This is a genomic window from Actinoallomurus liliacearum (assembly GCF_039542035.1).
Lineage (GTDB): Bacteria > Actinomycetota > Actinomycetes > Streptosporangiales > Streptosporangiaceae > Actinoallomurus > Actinoallomurus liliacearum.
Window position 1 is genome coordinate 189737 of sequence record NZ_BAABHJ010000012.1, and the last position, 16830, is coordinate 206566.

Below are 16830 nucleotides of genomic sequence, written 5' to 3' on the forward strand. Positions count from 1 at the left end.
GCCACAACGGTTATTCCGGGCGGGAGAGGATCATTCCGGGGCGAGCCAGAGGGCACCGAGCGGCGGCACCCGCAGGCAGGCGGAGGCGGGCAGCCCGTGGCTGGGCTCGTCGACCGCCTCGACCCCGCCGAGGTTGCCGACCCCGCTGCCGCCGTAGTCGTACGCGTCGGTGTTGACCACCTCGCGCCAGTGGCCCGGGCAGGGCAGGCCGAGCCGGTAGTCCTCGTGCGGGACGCCGGAGAAGTTGACGACGCACGCGAGCGGCGAGCCGTCCGGCCCGTACCGCAGGAAGGAGATGACGTTGCCCGCGACGTCGTCCGCGGCGATCCAGCGGAAGCCCGCCGGGTCGGCGTCCCTCGTCCACAGCTGGGGCGACGCGGCGTAGTTGTGGTTGAGGTCGCGGACCAGCCGCCGTACGCCGACGTGGAAGTTGTCCTCGGCCTCGTCCAGCAGCCACCAGTCGAGGGACCGGGACTCGGCCCACTCGGCGCCCTGGCCGAACTCCTGACCCATGAACAGCAGCTGCTTGCCCGGGTGCGCCCACATGAACGCCAGCAGCGCCCGCAGGTTGGCGAACCGCTGCCACTCGTCACCGGGCATCTTGCCCAGCAGGGAGCCCTTGCCGTGCACGACCTCGTCGTGCGACAACGGCAGCACGTAGTTCTCCGAGTACGCGTACACCATCGAGAACGTGATCTCGTGGTGGTGGTAGCCGCGGTACAGCGGGTCGCGCTGGAGGTACGCGAGCGTGTCGTGCATCCAGCCCATGTTCCACTTGAACCCGAACCCGAGCCCGCCGAGGTGGGTGGGGCGGGTGACGCCGGGCCAGGCGGTGGACTCCTCGGCGATCGTCACGATGCCGGGGGAGCGCTTGTACGCGGTGGCGTTCATCTCCTTGAGGAAGTCGATCGCCTCGAGGTTCTCCCGGCCGCCGTAGATGTTCGGCGTCCACTCGCCCTCGGCGCGCGAGTAGTCGAGGTACAGCATCGAGGCGACGGCGTCCACGCGCAGCCCGTCGACGTGGAACTCCTCCAGCCAGTAGTTCGCGTTGGCGACGAGGAAGTTGCGGACCTCCGCGCGGCCGAAGTCGAAGATGAGGGTGCCCCAGTCCTTCTGCTCGCCCCGGCGCGGGTCGGCGTGCTCGTACAGCGGCGTGCCGTCGAAGCGGGCCAGGGCCCACTCGTCCTTCGGGAAGTGGCCCGGCACCCAGTCGATGATCACGCCGATGCCGGCCTGGTGCAGCCGGTCGACGAGGTGACGGAAGTCGTCGGGGTTCCCGAAGCGCGACGTGGGGGCGTAGTAGGACGTGACCTGGTAGCCCCACGAACCGCCGAACGGGTGCTCCGACACCGGCAGGAACTCCACGTGCGTGAAGCCCATCTCGGTGACGTAGCCGACGAGCTGGTCGGCCAGTTCGCGGTAGCCCAGATCGGCGCGCCACGATCCCAGATGCACCTCGTACGTGCTCATCGGCGACCGCAGCGCGTCGTAGGACTTGCGGCGCGTCATCCACTCGTCGTCCTCCCACTCGTAGGAGGACGTGAAGACGGTGGACGCGGTGGCGGGCGGGCGCTCGGCGTACCGCGCCATCGGGTCGGCCTTCCGCCGCCAGACCCCGTCGTGGCCGAGGATCTCGAACTTGTAGTTGGTGCCGTCGCCGACCTCCGGGACGAACAGCTCCCAGATGCCCGTGGCGCCGAGCGAGCGCATCGGGTGGGCCCGGCCGTCCCAGTGGTTGAAGTCGCCGATGACCCGTACCCCGCGGGCGTTCGGCGCCCAGACCGCGAACGAGGTGCCGGCGACCGGCCCGAACACCGAGGCGTAGGTGCGGGTGTGCGCGCCCAGGACCTTCCACAGCTCCTCGTGCCGGCCCTCGCCGATCAGGTGCAGGTCGAGTTCGCCGAGGGTGGGCAGGTGCCGGTACGGGTCGTCCTGGATCACCTCGGGCCCGTCGTACGCCACCGCCAGCCGGTAGTCCGGCACCGCCTGGGGCTCGTCACCGGCCAGAGGGGCATCGGGCGGCAGCGTGACCGCGAAGACGCCCTCGTGCACATGGCGCATCGGGTGCCGAGCGCCGTCCGGGAGGATCACCTCGACCTTGGTGGCCAGCGGCCGCAACGCCCGCACGGCGACGCCGTCACGCCCGGGATGGGCGCCCAGCACGCTGTGGGGGTCGTGGTGATCTCCGCCGACCAACCGGTCGATCTCATCATTGGTGACCCGCGCCATGACGCTCCTCGATCTTCTTGTGTGCCCACGCTCTTCCTAAGCCTGCCCGAAGAGCGTGGGCTAATCCTCCAGTAGGTCCCGATCTCCGAGTGCGGTCCTCATCCGCTCACAGGTCGAGCGCGTAGTCGAGGACGACGCGGTCCGCCGGGAGGACGATGTCGCGGCAGACCTCCAGGACGCGGTCGCCGGACAGCATTCGCCGGGTGATGGTCAGCACCGGCACGCCCGGAGCCATCCGCAGGGTCGCCGCCTCCTCCGGGGTGGGCATCCGGGACCGTACGGACTCCTCGACCCGGGTCGCGGGGTGCCCCAGGTAGGCGAGTTGCGCCGGGGTGCCGCCCGGCCACGGCTCGCGGTCCGGGTCGGCCACCGGTGTCCCGGCCACCAGGCTCCAGGGCAGGTAGTTGGTGGAGATCTGCTGGGGTTCGCCGCGTGCCCAGAACACGAAGTACCGGCGGAGCAGCAGGGTTCCCGGATCCGTCGCGAACAGCGCCGCCAGGTCCGCGTCGGCGCGCCGCCGGGAGTAGGAACGGTCCAGGCGGTAGTCCCGCCAGGTGATGTGGTGGTCGACGGTGAAGGAGGTGGCGGGCGTCGCGCCGGGGTCGGTCTCGACGCGGTAGCGCTCCATGGCCAGCCGTCGCGCGGGCGGGCGGTCGCGGACGAGCGTGCCACCGCCCCGGCGGGTCTCGATGAGTCCCTCGGTCCGGAGTAAGGAGAACGCGCTGCGAACGACGATCTCCGAGACGCCGTACGACTCGGACAGCCGGCTGATCGTGGGCAGCCGTGCCCCGGGCGGATAGGTGCCGTCGCGGATCAGCTCGCGGAGCTCGCCGGCGATGCGGACGTAAGCGGGGAGGATAGCCACCTTGCCCTCCTCATAGCCGTACGGGGACGTTCCGCTTACGGGCGGGTTGACACCTCCACCTAACAGACCCACTTTCGTATACAGAAGGCGGACTTTCCAGCGCGAAGGGGCAATATGGCGGATTTCGCCGCAGACAAGGCCACGTTAGAGAGTGACTTCCCCGGCTGGGTCGTCTGGCGCAGCGACGCCGGGCACTGGTACGCGACCCGCGCGGGCAGCCTCACCGACCAGCAGATCCAGGCCGGTCAGGCGATGACCGTGGCCGCCGAGGCGCCGGAGACGCTCCGGCTCCTGCTCGCCGAACAGGAGCATCCCGGCGAGGGCGCGGGATGACCCGACCGGTCAGGAGGCCAGGTAACCGGACTCGGCGCGGGTGCTGAGGGCGGCGATCGAACCGAGCGGGATCCGCAGCCAGGAGGGCCGGTTGCGCGCCTCGTACAGCACCTCGTAGATGGCCTTGTCGAACTCGAAGGCGCGCAGGATCACCTCGTGCGCGGCCGGGTCGATGCCGCCGGCCTCGGCGTAGCCGCGGCAGAAGGCGGCCCGGTTGCGGTCGGCCCACTCCTGGGCGCGGTACTCCAGTTGGTCGCGGTCGCCGCCGAACGCCTGCCCGTTCACCAGCAGGTGGCGTGCCGCGTAGTCGAACGAGCGCAGCATCCCGGCGACGTCGCGGAGCGGGTGGGCGGGCGCCCGGCGCTCCTCCAGGGACTTGACGGGCTCGCCCTCGAAGTCCAGCAGCATCCAGCCGGAGTCGGTGCGCATGACCTGGCCGAGGTGGTAGTCGCCGTGGACCCGCTGCACGAGGAGGGGCCCGTCCAGCTCCTCCAGCGCGTCGAACGCGTCGGTGAGCCGCCCGGCGTACGGCCTGAGCTGCGGGACGACGTCGCACGTCTCGACCAGCCGAGCGTGCATCCGCTCGGCGACCGCGCCGACCTCGGCCTGGGACATCTCGCCGGTGCCGAAGGCGGCGGCCAGGTCCCGGTGGACGTCGGCGGTCGCCGCGCCGAGCCGTTCGGCCTCGGCGGCGAAGTCCCCGCCGACCTCGTCGGCGCGCAGGTCGGCCTCGGCGTACAGGTCGCGGACGCTGGTGCCGGCGAGCTGCCAGCCGTCGGTCCCGCTGCGCAGGAACTCCGACATCATCCCCAGCGTGGACAGCGTGCCACCGAGGTCGCTGGAGAACCAGCCGTGCAGCTCCGGGACGTGTTTGCTGCCCGCCCGCGCGAGGCCGATGCTGACCTCGAGGTCGGGGTTGATGCCGGGGGTGAGGCGGCGGAAGAGCTTGCAGATGTAGACGTCGCCGTAGATCAGGGAGGTGTTGCTCTGCTCGGCCGGGCTGGCGAGGCTCTCCAGCTCGGTGTCGATGGTGGTGATGGAGCGGAAGGTCAGCGGGCCGGCGTCGACGTTGCCGGCCATGTTCTCCAGCCAGACCCGGGTCAGGCCGGGGTCGTGGACCGCGTCATAGACGCAGGACCCATCGCCGAGCTGCCCGATCGCGGCGTACTGCAATCGGCCGGGCAGCTCGCTGCGTACTCCCAGGGGCACCTGATATCGATCGGTGCCCCCATCCTGGTGTACGGCGAGGATGACATGTCGCAGCGACGGATCGCCCTCGACCAGTTCGGTGTCGGAGACGACGGATATCCCGTCGATCCTCCGATCCTTGCCCGCGAACCACCGCTGGCGCGGGAGCCAGTCCACCAACAGATCGTCGAGTCGTTCCAGCCGCACTGACTATGTCACCTCGCCTGTGCCTCCTGTGTGTGCGTCATGGCGCTTCGCCATCACCCCCGGGGCTCGGGGACAGGAGGAACCAGTAGAAACCATGCCCAGGAAGCGTAAGAAGATACGGGAGCTCCCCAATCGTGGGGAATTGCACTCCTCCCATGCACTCGACGGGGTTCGCGCCCTTGAACCGCCGCAGGTCGAGCTCGACCGGCTGCGGGAAGCGCGAGAGGTTGTTCACACACAACACGCGATCTTGTCCGTATTCCCGGACGAACGCCAGCACGCTGGGGTTCGACGCGGTCAGCTCGGTGTAGTCACCGACGCCGAAGACCGGATGCCGCTTGCGGATCTCGATCATCTTGCGCGTCCAGTGCAGGAGCGACCCCGTGTTGTTCTGCTGCGACTCCACATTGATCGCCTGGTACCCATAGATCGGGTCCATGATGACCGGGAGGTAGAGACGGGCCGGGTCACAGGAGGAGAAGCCGGCGTTGCGGTCCGGCGTCCACTGCATCGGCGTGCGCACGCCGTCGCGGTCGCCCAGCCAGATGTTGTCGCCCATCCCGATCTCGTCCCCGTAGTAGATGACGGGTGAGCCGGGCAGCGACAGCAGCAGGGCGGTGAACAGCTCGAGCTGGTTGCGGTCGTTGTCCAGGAGCGGCGCCAGGCGACGGCGGATGCCGATGTTGGCCTTCATCCGCGGGTCCTTGGCGTACTCGGAGTACATGTAGTCGCGCTCTTCGTCCGTGACCATCTCGAGCGTCAGCTCGTCGTGGTTGCGGAGGAAGATGCCCCACTGGGCGTTCTCCGGGATCTTCGGGGTCTGCGCCATGATCTCGGAGATGGGGTAGCGCTGTTCCCGGCGGACCGCCATGAAGATGCGCGGCATGACCGGGAAGTGGAACGCCATGTGGCACTCGTCGCCGCCGGTCGCCGGGTCGCCGAAGTACTCCACGACGTCGGCGGGCCACTGGTTCGCCTCGGCCAGCAGCACCCGGTCGGGGTACAGCCGGTCGACCTCGGCCCGGACCCGCTTGAGGTAGTCGTGGGTCTCTTTGAGGTTCTCGCAGTTCGTGCCCTCGCGCTCGTACAGGTAGGGCACGGCGTCCAGGCGGAACCCGTCGATGCCGAGGTCCAGCCAGAACCGCAGGACCTCCAGCATCGCGTCCTGAACCGCGGGGTTGTCGAAGTTCAGGTCCGGCTGGTGGTTGAAGAAGCGGTGCCAGTAGTACTGGCCGCGCACAGGGTCGTACGTCCAGTTCGACGTCTCGGTGTCGACGAAGATGATCCGGGCGTCCTTGTACGCCTCATCCGAGTCGGACCAGACGTAGAAGTCGCCGAACGGCCCCTCCGGGTCCTCCTGGGACGCCTTGAACCACGGGTGCTGGTCGCTGGTGTGGTTCATGACCAGGTCGGCGATGACGCGGATGCCGCGCTTGTGCGCCTCCTCGACCAGCTCCACGAAGTCGCCGAGATCGCCGAACTCCGGGAGGATCTTCATGAAGTCGCTGATGTCATATCCGCCGTCGCGCAGGGGCGACTCGTAGATCGGCAGCAGCCAGATGCAGTCGATGCCGAGCCACTGCAGATAGTCGAGTTTCTGGGTGAGCCCCCGGATGTCACCGGTGCCGTCACCGGTGGAGTCGTAGAAGCCGCGGATCAGAACCTCATAGAACACGCAGTTCTTGTACCAGTGAGGCTGGTTGGGCTTCTCACGCGTGAACGTGTCGGGAACCGGCTCTACGGGGCCGACTCCGGCTAGGGGATCCGACTGGGTCAACTCTCGCCTCTCGAGACCGTGAAGATGTGGGCAGGCCGGGTGCGGGGGTCGAGACGCACGTAGTTCGCCTGCCGCCAGCGGTACGACTCGCCGGACAGCTCGTCGGTGACGACGAACTCGTCCGCCCAGTCGAGGCCGAGTGCGGGCAGGTCGAGATGGACCGTCGCCTCGCGGATCTGATGTGGATTGAGATTGACGACGACCAGCACGACGTCTCCGAGGCTGTCGGGGCCGTCCGACACGCGTTTGGAGTAGCAGATCAGCTCGGGCTGGTCGACATGATGGAATCGTAGGTTACGCAGCCTATGCAACGCAGGGTGTGCTCTTCGCACGGAGTTGAGCGTCTCGATGAAGGGCGCCAGGCTGCGTCCCTCCCTCTCGGCCGCCTCCCAGTCCCGGGGCCGGTACTGGTACTTCTCCGAGTCGCGGTACTCCTCGCTGCCCGGCCGTACGGGGATGTTCTCGTATAGCTCGTAGCCCGAGTAGACGCCCCACGTGGGCGACAGCGTCGAGGCGAGGACGGCCCTGATCGCGAACGCGGGCGGCCCGCCGTGCTGGAGGTACTCGTGGAGGATGTCGGGCGTGTTGACGAAGAAGTTCGGCCGCATGTAGGCGGCGGCCGGCCCCGACAGCTCCCGGAGGTACTCCTCCAGCTCCTCCCTGCTGTTGCGCCACGTGAAGTACGTGTACGACTGGTGAAAGCCGATCTTGCCGAGGGTGTGCATCATCGCCGGGCGGGTGAACGCCTCGGCGAGGAAGAGCACGTCCGGGTCGGTCGCGGCGATGCTCCCGAGCAGCCGCTCCCAGAACGCCACCGGTTTGGTGTGCGGGTTGTCCACCCGGAAGATCCGTACGCCGTGCGACATCCAGAGCCGGACGACGCGCTCGACCTCCTCGTAGATCCCCTCGGGGTCGTTGTCGAAGTTCAGCGGGTAGATGTCCTGATACTTCTTCGGCGGGTTCTCCGCGTAGGCGATGGAGCCGTCGGCGCGCGTGGTGAACCACTCGGGGTGCTTGCTCACCCACGGGTGGTCAGGCGAGCACTGGAGGGCCAGGTCCAGCGCGACCTCCATGCCCAGCTCGCGGGTGCGGGCCACGAAGGCGTCGAAGTCCTCGAACGTTCCAAGTTCGGGGTGGACGGCGTCGTGGCCGCCCTCCTCCGAACCGATCGCCCACGGCGAGCCGGGGTCGTGCGGCTCGGCGTGCAGGGTGTTGTTCGGGCCCTTGCGGAACTGCCGGCCGATCGGGTGGACCGGCGGCAGGTAGACCACGTCGAAGCCCATCTCGGCGACGGCCGGGAGCCGCCTCATCGCCGTTCGGAACGTTCCCGACTGCGGTGCCCGGTAGCCCATCGGGTCGTACGTCGCGCCCTCGGACCGCGGGAAGAACTCGTACCAGGAGCCGAACAGCGCCCGCTTGCGGTGCACGACCAGCGGGTGCCACTCCGAGGCCGTGACGTGATCGCGCAGCGGGTGCGCGTCGAGGACCGCGCGCACCTCCGGGGCGTCCGCCGCCTCGAAGCGCGTCATCGGCGGGATGGTCCGGTCCCGGAGCGTACGGGCGAGGGTGGTCAGCACGGCCCGCTTCTTCGGCACGCCGACGGTCCCCTTGGGCAGGCCGGCCGCCGCGCGCTCGAACAGCCGGGCGCCCTCCTCGAGCATCAGCTCGGTGTCCTGACCGCGCGGGATCTTGATGCCCGCGTCGTGGTGCCAGTGCGCGATCGGATCGCCCCACGCCTCCACGCGGAAGTGCCACAGCCCGGTCGTGGTCGGCGCCACCTGGGCGGCGTACCGGTCGGTGCCGGGGGTGACCTCGGACATGCGGACGAGGGGCCAGGTGCGGCCCTCGGGATCCCGCAGGACGACCCCGGCGCCGAGCATCTCGTGGCCCTCGCGGAACACGGTGGCGCCGACCTCGAACTCCTCGTCGGGAACGGCCTTGGCGGGCCAGCGTCCGCAGTCGATCACTGGCTGCACGTCGAGAGTGGGAATGCGTCCGATCATCGCAGGCGAGCGTACAGATGCGGGCCCGCGATCACCCTGATCTTCGGAAAGAACTGATCTTTCTTGAGGGTTGCTGACGCCGGTCGGGGTGGGGGTGCTCGGCGTGGGTTGGCGCATAACGTCTCCGTTGCCGGTTTCGTGGGTGTGAAACGGGGTTTGTCGCGTTGTCACGGTCACGGTGCTGCTGCGTCCGGTGACGCCCGGGACGGCTGCGTCCGGTGACCGCACGCGCCGACCTCGGTCCGCGCTGGAATTCTTTCATCGGCGCAAGTGGGGCGCCGGGCACGACTCGTACTCGGTATGCCTCGGTTGGAAGACGTCAGGAGCGCCCCCGCGGTACTGCCGCTTCCATCCTCGCACTCAGCGACCTAGCTCGCATTTCCGACTTGGTGTGCGGCTTTCCGGGACCAAGCTGAGATCAAGATGTCGCTCACCGGGCGGGTTCGGGTCGCGAGCACCGGCCCGGACCGATTAGTGTCGCCGCACGTGAAGGCGATCCGCAGATTCACCGTCCGCTCCGTCCTGCCCGAGCCGCTGCAGCCGCTCGAGGAACTCGTTCTCAACCTGCGCTGGTCATGGCATCCGGAGACGCTCGAGCTCTTCGAATCGGTCGATCCGGACCTGTGGGAGGCGAGCCGGCACGACCCGGTGCGACTGCTCGGCGAGGTCTCGCCCGAGCGGCTGTCCGCTCTCACCGGTGACCGGCGCTTCCTGCGTGCCCTCGGCGACGCCGTCGACGACCTCCGGGAGTACGTCAGCGCACCGCGCTGGTACCAGAGGCTCACCGACGCCCCCACGGCGATCGCCTACTTCTCCCCGGAGTACGGCATCGCCGCCGCGCTGCCGCAGTACTCCGGTGGCCTGGGCATTCTCGCCGGCGATCACCTCAAGACCGCCAGCGACCTGGGCGTGCCCATCGTCGGGGTTGGATTGCTGTACCGCCACGGTTACTTCTCCCAGTCGCTCTCGCCGGACGGCTGGCAGCAGGAGCGCTACCCCCCGATCGACCCGGCCGGGCTCCCGCTGACCCTCCTGCGCGAGGCCGACGGCACGCCCGCGCGGGTCGGCGTCGGCCTGCCCGAGGGCCGCTCGCTGCGGGCCCAGATCTGGATCGCGAAGGTCGGCCGCGTGCCGCTGCTCCTCCTCGACTCCGACGTCGAGGAGAACGACCCGGTCTCCCGTGACGTCACCGACCGCCTGTACGGCGGCGGTACCGACCACCGCCTCCTCCAGGAGATGCTGCTCGGCATCGGCGGCGTCCGCGCGATCCGCGCCTACTCCCGTATCACCGGACACCCCGCCCCGGAGGTGTTCCACACCAACGAGGGCCACGCCGGCTTCCTCGGCCTCGAACGGATCCGCGAGTACATCGACGACCAGGGCCTGACCTTCGACGAGGCCCTCGAGGCCACTCGGGCGGGCACGGTCTTCACCACCCACACCCCGGTCCCGGCCGGCATCGACCGGTTCCCGCGCGAGCTGATCGAGCGGTACTTCGGCGGCTCCAACGAGGAGGGCAGCCTGCCCTCCGACCGCATCCTCGCGCTCGGCGCCGAGTCGTACGAGGAGGGCGACCCCGCCGTCTTCAACATGGCGGTCATGGGCATGCGCCTCGCCCAGCGCGTCAACGGCGTCTCCGAACTGCACGGCCACGTCAGCCGCGAGATGTTCGGCGGCCTGTGGCCCGGGTTCGACACCGACGAGGTCCCGATCGGCTCGATCACCAACGGTGTCCACGGGGCGACGTGGGTCGCGCCCGAGATCATCGACCTGGCCCGCCGCGAGCTGCCCGACATCGTCGAGCTCGGCCGCGGCTGGGAGGGCGTCGAGAAGGTCTCCGCGTCCGAGATCTGGCGCATCCGGCGCACGCTGCGCGCCCGGCTCGTCGAGGACGCCCGGCGGCGGCTGCGAGAGTCCTGGCGCCACCGCGGCGCCAGCGAGGCCGAGCTGACCTGGATCGACGACGCGCTCGACCCGGACGTCCTGACGATCGGCTTCGCCCGCCGCGTCCCGTCCTACAAGCGGCTCACCCTGATGCTGCGCGACCCGGAGCGGCTCAAGTCGATCCTGCTCGACCCCGAGCGGCCCGTGCAGATCATCATCGCCGGCAAGGCGCACCCGGCGGACGAGGGCGGCAAGCGGCTGATCCAGGACATCGTCCGGTTCACCGACGACCCCGCCGTGCGGCACCGCATCGTGTTCCTGCCGGACTACGACATGGCGCTCGGCCAGGCGCTCGTCCAGGGCTGCGACGTCTGGATGAACAACCCGCTGCGCCCGCTCGAGGCGTGCGGCACGTCCGGTATGAAGGTCGCCCTCAACGGCGGGCTGAACCTCTCCATCCGCGACGGCTGGTGGGACGAGTGGTTCGACGGCAACAACGGCTGGGCGATCCCGTCCGCCGACCGCGCCGACGACCCGGACCACCGCGACGACATCGAGGCCCAGGCCCTCTACGAGCTGATCGAGGACCACGTCTCCGCGCTGTTCTACGACCGCCCGGGAGACGGCCTGCCGCGCCGCTGGCTGGAGATGGTCAAGCACACGCTGGCCTCCCTCGGTCCTAAGGTCCTCGCGGGGCGCATGCTGCGCGACTACGTGCAGGCGCTGTACGCCCCGGCGGCCGGGTCGGCCCGCCGGCTGTCCGCCGACGGCAACGCGGGCGCGAAGGCGCTCGCCGCCTGGCGGCACCGGATCGCCAAGGCATGGCCGGCCGTCTCGGTCGAGCACGTCGAGTCCACCGGCGCGGGCAAGACCCCGCACCTGGGCACGCGCCTGACCGTACGGGCCACCGTCCAGCTCGGCGAGCTGCGGCCGGATGACGTCGCCGTCGAGGTGGCGTACGGCCGGGTCGACGACAACGACGCCCTCGTCAGCCCGTCCTACCTGGAGCTTGACCAGGCCGAGGACCTCGGCGAGGGCCGCTACCGCCTCACCGGCGAGGTCCCCCTGGACCGGACCGGGCCGTTCGGGTACAGCGTCCGCGTCGTGCCCCGGCACGAGCTCCTGGCCTCCCGCGCGGAGACGGGCCTGATCGCCCTGCCGCCGGCGCCGATCGGCATGACCAACGGCGACCTGCGCTGACCACCCCGAACGTCCCCGGACCCGACGACGGGTCCGGGGACGTTCGCGTTGCCGGGCGTGGTCGGGATCGTACGGTCGAAACCCCTCTGTCATGATCGACTGGCTCACGATCATGATGAAGGGAGACGCATGTCCATGCGTCGCAAGACCGCGGTCCTGGCGACCGTCGTGCTGGCCTCTTCCGGCGTCGTCGCCGTCGCCGCCCCGGCGTACGCGTCCAGCCCCTGCGGAAGCGGCTACTCGTTGATCGACGTCTACAACATCAACACGAAGAGTGGCGTGAAGAGAGGCTCTCTGGAGCTCTACTACAGCTCCTCTTCCGGGAAGAACTGCGCCCTCGCCTACGGCGTAGGAAGCACGTACGGCACGACGACCTGGAAAGTCGTGAAGATCGCCAAGCACACCGATTCGCTGTGGACGGTCAACCAGGGGAATTTCGCATATTACGCGGGCCCGGTCTACGTCTCGGCCGCAGGTCAGTGCATCGATCTCGAGGCTCAGATCGACAACACGACCCAGACCGACAACGGCTACGCGCTGGAGACCAACGTGCACTGCGGCTGACAGCCGCCCGCAGCGTACGAAATGCTCGGCGATCGCCCTGACGAAGGGACGGAATCCCGCGTTTCGGCGACGTGAGGCGGCCTTTCCCCGAGCATTCCGTACGCCCCACCGGCAGAGCCACCAGGCCTGTCGCTCGTTACCGGTCGACGTGCTCCTCCAGGCACGTCACCTCGGAGTCCACTCGCGCCTCACCGCGACGATTCGGTGTCATCCGGACGCCGACGAGAAGCTGATGTGGTGGTGGAGTTGGGGCGAGCCGATCTGTCCCGCCGCCAGCATCGATCTCGCCGTACGACACATCGCGCATGTCGTCGTCCCGTGAGGCGGGGACCGGTGAACGATCTCCAGCGCGCGATCGATAACTTCTACGCGACCCTGGACTCCCTGCGATTTCAGGGTGTTTCTCAAGTCGCCGAGATCCAGCAGCTCGAGGTTCTAGTCCGGAAATATCCGGAACTGGCGCAGCGGTTCCTGGAACGATTGGGGAGACATCGCCGCGGACCGGTATGACTCACCCCTGGTGGGCGGGCCTCGCCGTTCTAGGGTGTCTACTGAGCGGAGAATTTTCTCCCGCTCAGTAGACACTCCAGGATTCGGCGGCCCGCTGCGGAGGCCGACAATGACGGTGTTCGCCGGAAATGACCTATCGGCTGTTATTCCGGCTGTTCGAGGACGGGGAGGGTCTCGTAGGCGGGTTTGAGGACGTCGACGAGGTCCCTGCGGCGGACCTTCACCTTGGGCGGGTCGAGGAGGCGGAGCAGCAGGCCCGGCGGGATCGGGGGAGCGGGCGGGCGGTCGCGGACGACGGCGGGCGCCCAGAAGTCGTCCATCCGCTCGGCCAGCGGCGTCTCCTCGATCTCCAGGGGATCGACTTGGGCGGGTTCGAGGCGGCGCAGGCCGGCGAGCAGGTCGTCCTTGGTGCGGCCGTGCCAGGCGAGGATGAGGAACGGGTCGTCGTCGAACGCCTCCGCGAGAAGGTAGAGCACCGCGGCGGTGTGCTTGCACGGGTCTCCCCAGTCGGGACAACTGCACATCAGGTGCATGTCCGCCGACGACTGAGGGAACAGCGAGACGCCGAAGATGGCGAAGACGTCCTCGATCTCCGGCGGCATCTCCCCGGCCAGCAGCCGGGCCCGGAAGACCGCCTGGGAGGCCAGGGCCTCCTCGATCGACTCCCAGACCGTGTCCCTGATCGGGTCGATGCCGATCGACACGTCGTACGGCTCGGGTTCGGAGCCCTGGACTCGGGCGGTGACCTCGTACGCGTCGATCCGCAGTTCGACCACCTGGCCCTTGCGGGCGTACGTGCGGCCCCGGGTGAGCCGGCCGCGGTCGGCGAAGGACTCCAGGACGTCGATGAAGCGGCGGGACCACCACTCCTCGCCGATCGAGCCGCGCCCGCCGGACTTCGCCTTGAGCCCGTCCTCGACGGGCCGGGCCTTCCCATAGATCGGCATCAGTCGCTCACCGCCTCGGGGTCGAGCCGCATGATCTCGCGCAGGTCGGCGACGGACAGCTCGGTGAGCCAGCCCTCGCCGGTGCCGACGATGCGCTCGGCCAGGGACTTCTTGCGCTCGATCATCTCGTCGACGCGCTCCTCGATCGTGCCGACGCAGATGAACTTGCGGACCTGGACGTTCTTGGTCTGCCCGATGCGGAACGCGCGGTCGGTCGCCTGGTCCTCGACGGCGGGGTTCCACCAGCGGTCGACGTGGACGACGTGGTTGGCCGCGGTGAGGTTCAGCCCGGTGCCGGCCGCCTTCAGCGACAGCAGGAAGATCGCCGGATCGGCGTCCTCCTGGAACCGGCGGATCAGCTCGTCGCGCTGCTTCTTGGCGACGCCGCCATGCAGCCACAGCACCGGGCGGTCGAGCTTGGCCTCCAGGTGCGGCCGCAGCATCGCGCCGAACTCGGCGTACTGGGTGAAGACGAGAGCCTTCTCGCCCTGCTCGACGACCTCGGCGCAGATCTCCTCCAGGCGTTCGAGCTTGCCGGAGCGGCCGTGCAGGCGGGAGCCGTCCTTGAGCAGGTGGGCGGGGTGGTTGCAGACCTGCTTGAGCTTGGCCATGGTGGCCAGCACGAGACCGCGCCGCTCCATGCCCTCGCTGTTGGCGATCTGGTCGAGCATGTCCTCCACGGTCGCCTGGTACAGCGACGCCTGCTCGGGCGTCAGGTTGCACCAGACCTTGATCTCCTGCTTCTCCGGCAGATCGGTGATGATCGTCTTGTCGGTCTTGAGGCGGCGCAGGATGAACGGGCCGGTCGCCCGGTGCAGCGCGGCGGCGGCCTCCTCGTCGCCGTACGCCTCGATCGGCACCGCGAACCGCTCCCGGAAGTACTGGCGCGGCCCGAGCACGCCGGGGTTGGCGAACTCCATGATCGACCACAGCTCGGTCAGGTGGTTCTCCACTGGCGTGCCGGTCAGCGCCAGTTTGCTGCGCGCCGGGATGCTCCGGACCGCCCGCGCCTGCCGGGTGCCGCTGTTCTTCAGCGCCTGCGCCTCGTCGCAGACGACGCGGTCCCATTCGATCGCGGCGAGCGCCTCGTGGTCCCGCGCGGCCGTGCCATAGGTCGTCAGCACCAGATCGGCCTCCGCCGCCGCCTTCACCAGATCCTCGCCCCGGTGCCGCCCCCCGCCGTGGTGCACGTAGACCCGCAGCTTCGGCGTGAACCGCGCCGCCTCCCGCTGCCAGTTCCCCATCAGCGACATCGGTCCGATCAACAACGTCGGCCCGGCCTTTGTCTGATTTATGAGGAGAGCAAGGGTCTGCGCGGTTTTCCCGAGTCCCATATCGTCCGCGAGGATTGCGCCGAGGCCGAGGTCGTCGAGGAAGGACAGCCAGGCGAGGCCGCGTTCCTGGTAGGGGCGGAGGGTGCCCTCGAAGTCGTCCGGGGTGCCGACCGGCTCCAGCCGGCGGTCGGCCTCGCCGGAGAACAGGTCGCCGAGCGGGCCGTCCGCGTCGACCTGGAGCAGCGGCAGCGCGTCGTCGCCCGCGTGGATCGCGGCGCGGACGGCCTGGGCGGCGGTCATCTCGCCGCTGCGGCGCTGCTGGAGGAAGTCGAGGGCGGAGGCGAGCTGGCGCTCGTCGAGCTCGACCCACTTGCCGCGCAGCCGTACGAGCGGGGCCTTGAGCCGGGCCAGCTCGGCCAGCTCCTCCTCGGTGACGTCCTCGCCCTCGATGGCCAGGTCCCACCGGAAGTCGACCATGCTGTCGAGGCCGAAGCCCGAGGAGGTGGCCGCCCCGCCGCCCTCGCTCGTCGTCTTGGCCCGGGTCGTGAGCTTCATGCCCAGCCGGGCGCGGCCCGCCCACTGCGGGAGCTGGACGCCGAAGCCGGCGGCGGACAGCAGCGGCGCGGCCTCGCGGAGGAACCGGAACGCGCCCTCCGCGTCGGTCGTGACGCTGGTCGGCGTGGCGATCCGCAGGGCCTGCGCGAGGTCCGGGTAGAGGCGCAGCGCCCGGCCCAGGCCGGTGAGCAGGGTCTCCTCGGCGTTCGGCACCGAGGTGACCTCGCCCGTCCAGAGGACGGCGGCCGGGACGTAGAGGCTGGGGTCGTCGGTGCCCTGCACCGCGAACTCGACGGTCCACGGCCCCTGCACCGCGACCTCGCCCTCGGGCGCGGGCGGCTCGACGAGGCGGAAGCAGACGCGGAGCGGGCCGGTCGACCTGCGGGCGGCGGCGGCCCAGGCGTCCAGCTCGGCGGCGAGCGCGTCCGGGTCGTCGCCCGGCTCGCGGGACACCGTCGGATCGGGCCCGGTGAGCGCGGCGGCCCAGCGCTCGGTCAGCGGGAGCCGGTCGGGGACCCGCCCCGTGCGCTCGGGCAGCAGCGGGTGCGGCACGACGCCGCGGACGGCCGCGTCGACCAGGCCGGACAGCGCGTCCAGCAGCACGCCGGACGCGGGCAGGTCCTCGTCCGCGGCTCGGCAGGCGGGCGGCATCGCGGCGGCGAGCTCGCGGAACCGTGCGGCGTCGTCGCCGGTGATCACCGGCCGCCATCGGGCCGTCGGGTCGCCGTCCTCCCGGACGAGGGCGGGCAGGACCCGGCCCCGGGCGGCGAGGTGGACGGCCTCCTCGGCGACGTGCGCGAAGAACCGCAGGTCCGCGCCGCGTACGACGTCCTCGGCGTCGCCGGCCAGATGCAGCAGCGTCATCGCGGCGAACGGGTCCAGCACGAGCGCCGGAACCCGCCAGGGGTGCGGCCTGGGCCGTCCGGACGCCGGCTCGCGCGCCAGCTCGGGTGAGGGGAGCGGCCCGGTGGCGGATCCGGGGAGGATCAGCGTCGGCTCGATCCGCGGCGCGCCCCGCGTCACGGCCGCGTAGGAGGTGCCCTCGAAGTCGGAGGTCGCGAAGGGGTGCGGTTTGGGGGAGACCCGCAGGCGCGCGGTGGCGGGGAGCGCGGAGTCCTCCGCCCACAGGCAGAGCGCACCACCGTGCCAGGTGGCGTGCGCGACGAGCATGATCGCCCCCCGAAGACGCTATGGACCAGGTGAAGCTACCAAACGGCCCTGACACTGCTCGCCGTTCCCGCATGCCGCGACGTGGACCGCGGGCCGGCGGACGTTACGCTCGCGACGCACCGCA

Annotated in this window: 11 protein-coding genes; 4 read left to right on the top strand and 7 right to left on the bottom strand. The window is 69.9% G+C overall.

All coding sequences use genetic code 11. From position 1 onward, the window contains the following. Window positions 1-30 precede the first annotated feature (30 nt). On the bottom strand, window positions 31-2229 hold the full coding sequence (gene glgB, locus ABD978_RS21430) for a 1,4-alpha-glucan branching protein GlgB (protein ID WP_345357129.1): 2199 nt from the start codon (window positions 2227-2229) through the stop codon (window positions 31-33). 106 nt (window positions 2230-2335) lie between these two features. Beyond that, window positions 2336-3094, bottom strand: coding sequence for a GntR family transcriptional regulator (locus ABD978_RS21435; protein WP_345357132.1), 759 nt, complete (start codon window positions 3092-3094; stop codon window positions 2336-2338). Window positions 3095-3208: 114 nt separating this feature from the next. Between ABD978_RS21435 and ABD978_RS21440 the strand changes: the two genes are divergently transcribed. Then, window positions 3209-3427 carry a hypothetical protein gene (locus ABD978_RS21440; RefSeq protein ID WP_345357135.1) on the top strand — a complete coding sequence of 73 codons (219 nt, stop codon included), beginning with the start codon at window positions 3209-3211 and terminating at the stop codon, window positions 3425-3427. Window positions 3428-3436: 9 nt separating this feature from the next. Here the strand turns inward: ABD978_RS21440 and ABD978_RS21445 are convergent, their stop codons facing one another. Genes ABD978_RS21445 through ABD978_RS21455 form a run of 3 tightly spaced genes read right to left on the bottom strand, consistent with a single transcriptional unit; the run spans window position 3437 to window position 8602 of the window. Beyond that, a complete protein-coding gene (locus ABD978_RS21445) occupies window positions 3437-4822 on the bottom strand; it encodes a maltokinase N-terminal cap-like domain-containing protein (RefSeq protein WP_345357138.1) in 1386 nt (461 codons plus the stop codon). 37 nt (window positions 4823-4859) lie between these two features. Beyond that, window positions 4860-6599, bottom strand: a complete 1740-nt coding sequence (gene treS / locus ABD978_RS21450; protein WP_345357141.1) for a maltose alpha-D-glucosyltransferase — start codon at window positions 6597-6599, stop codon at window positions 4860-4862. Beyond that, window positions 6596-8602 (bottom strand): alpha-1,4-glucan--maltose-1-phosphate maltosyltransferase, encoded by a 2007-nt coding sequence (locus tag ABD978_RS21455; protein WP_345357144.1) that lies wholly within the window; start codon window positions 8600-8602, stop codon window positions 6596-6598. Before ABD978_RS21455 ends, treS begins: the two co-directional genes overlap by 4 nt. A gap of 486 nt (window positions 8603-9088) precedes the next feature. Here ABD978_RS21455 and glgP point away from each other — a divergent pair, with 486 nt between their 5' ends. From glgP to ABD978_RS21470, 3 genes are all read left to right on the top strand, one after another. Then, window positions 9089-11686 carry an alpha-glucan family phosphorylase gene (gene glgP / locus ABD978_RS21460; protein ID WP_345357147.1) on the top strand — a complete coding sequence of 866 codons (2598 nt, stop codon included), beginning with the start codon at window positions 9089-9091 and terminating at the stop codon, window positions 11684-11686. A gap of 129 nt (window positions 11687-11815) precedes the next feature. Then, window positions 11816-12250 carry a hypothetical protein gene (locus ABD978_RS21465; protein ID WP_345357150.1) on the top strand — a complete coding sequence of 145 codons (435 nt, stop codon included), beginning with the start codon at window positions 11816-11818 and terminating at the stop codon, window positions 12248-12250. A 333-nt stretch (window positions 12251-12583) separates the two neighbouring features. Then, the gene (locus ABD978_RS21470) at window positions 12584-12760 is read left to right on the top strand and encodes a hypothetical protein (protein WP_345357153.1); all 177 of its coding nucleotides are present in this window, start codon (window positions 12584-12586) and stop codon (window positions 12758-12760) included. Window positions 12761-12903: 143 nt separating this feature from the next. On the opposite strand, the gene ABD978_RS21475 is transcribed toward ABD978_RS21470, so the two are convergent. Together ABD978_RS21475 and ABD978_RS21480 are read right to left on the bottom strand one after the other, a co-directional pair. Then, window positions 12904-13707, bottom strand: coding sequence for an SWIM zinc finger family protein (locus ABD978_RS21475; protein ID WP_345357156.1), 804 nt, complete (start codon window positions 13705-13707; stop codon window positions 12904-12906). Then, entirely contained in the window at window positions 13707-16706 is a 3000-nt protein-coding gene (locus ABD978_RS21480) for an SNF2-related protein (RefSeq protein WP_345357159.1), read from the bottom strand. The genes ABD978_RS21475 and ABD978_RS21480 overlap by 1 nt, the downstream gene beginning before the upstream one ends. Between the last annotated feature and the right edge of the window lie 124 nt (window positions 16707-16830).

Coding starts and splice junctions, on each gene's coding strand:
- glgB (WP_345357129.1), bottom strand. CDS start 2,229: ATGGCGCGGGTCACCAATGATGAGATCGACCGGTTGGTCGGCGGAGAT.
- ABD978_RS21440 (WP_345357135.1), top strand. CDS start 3,209: ATGGCGGATTTCGCCGCAGACAAGGCCACGTTAGAGAGTGACTTCCCC.
- ABD978_RS21455 (WP_345357144.1), bottom strand. CDS start 8,602: ATGATCGGACGCATTCCCACTCTCGACGTGCAGCCAGTGATCGACTGC.
- ABD978_RS21465 (WP_345357150.1), top strand. CDS start 11,816: ATGTCCATGCGTCGCAAGACCGCGGTCCTGGCGACCGTCGTGCTGGCC.
- ABD978_RS21475 (WP_345357156.1), bottom strand. CDS start 13,707: ATGCCGATCTATGGGAAGGCCCGGCCCGTCGAGGACGGGCTCAAGGCG.
- ABD978_RS21480 (WP_345357159.1), bottom strand. CDS start 16,706: ATGCTCGTCGCGCACGCCACCTGGCACGGTGGTGCGCTCTGCCTGTGG.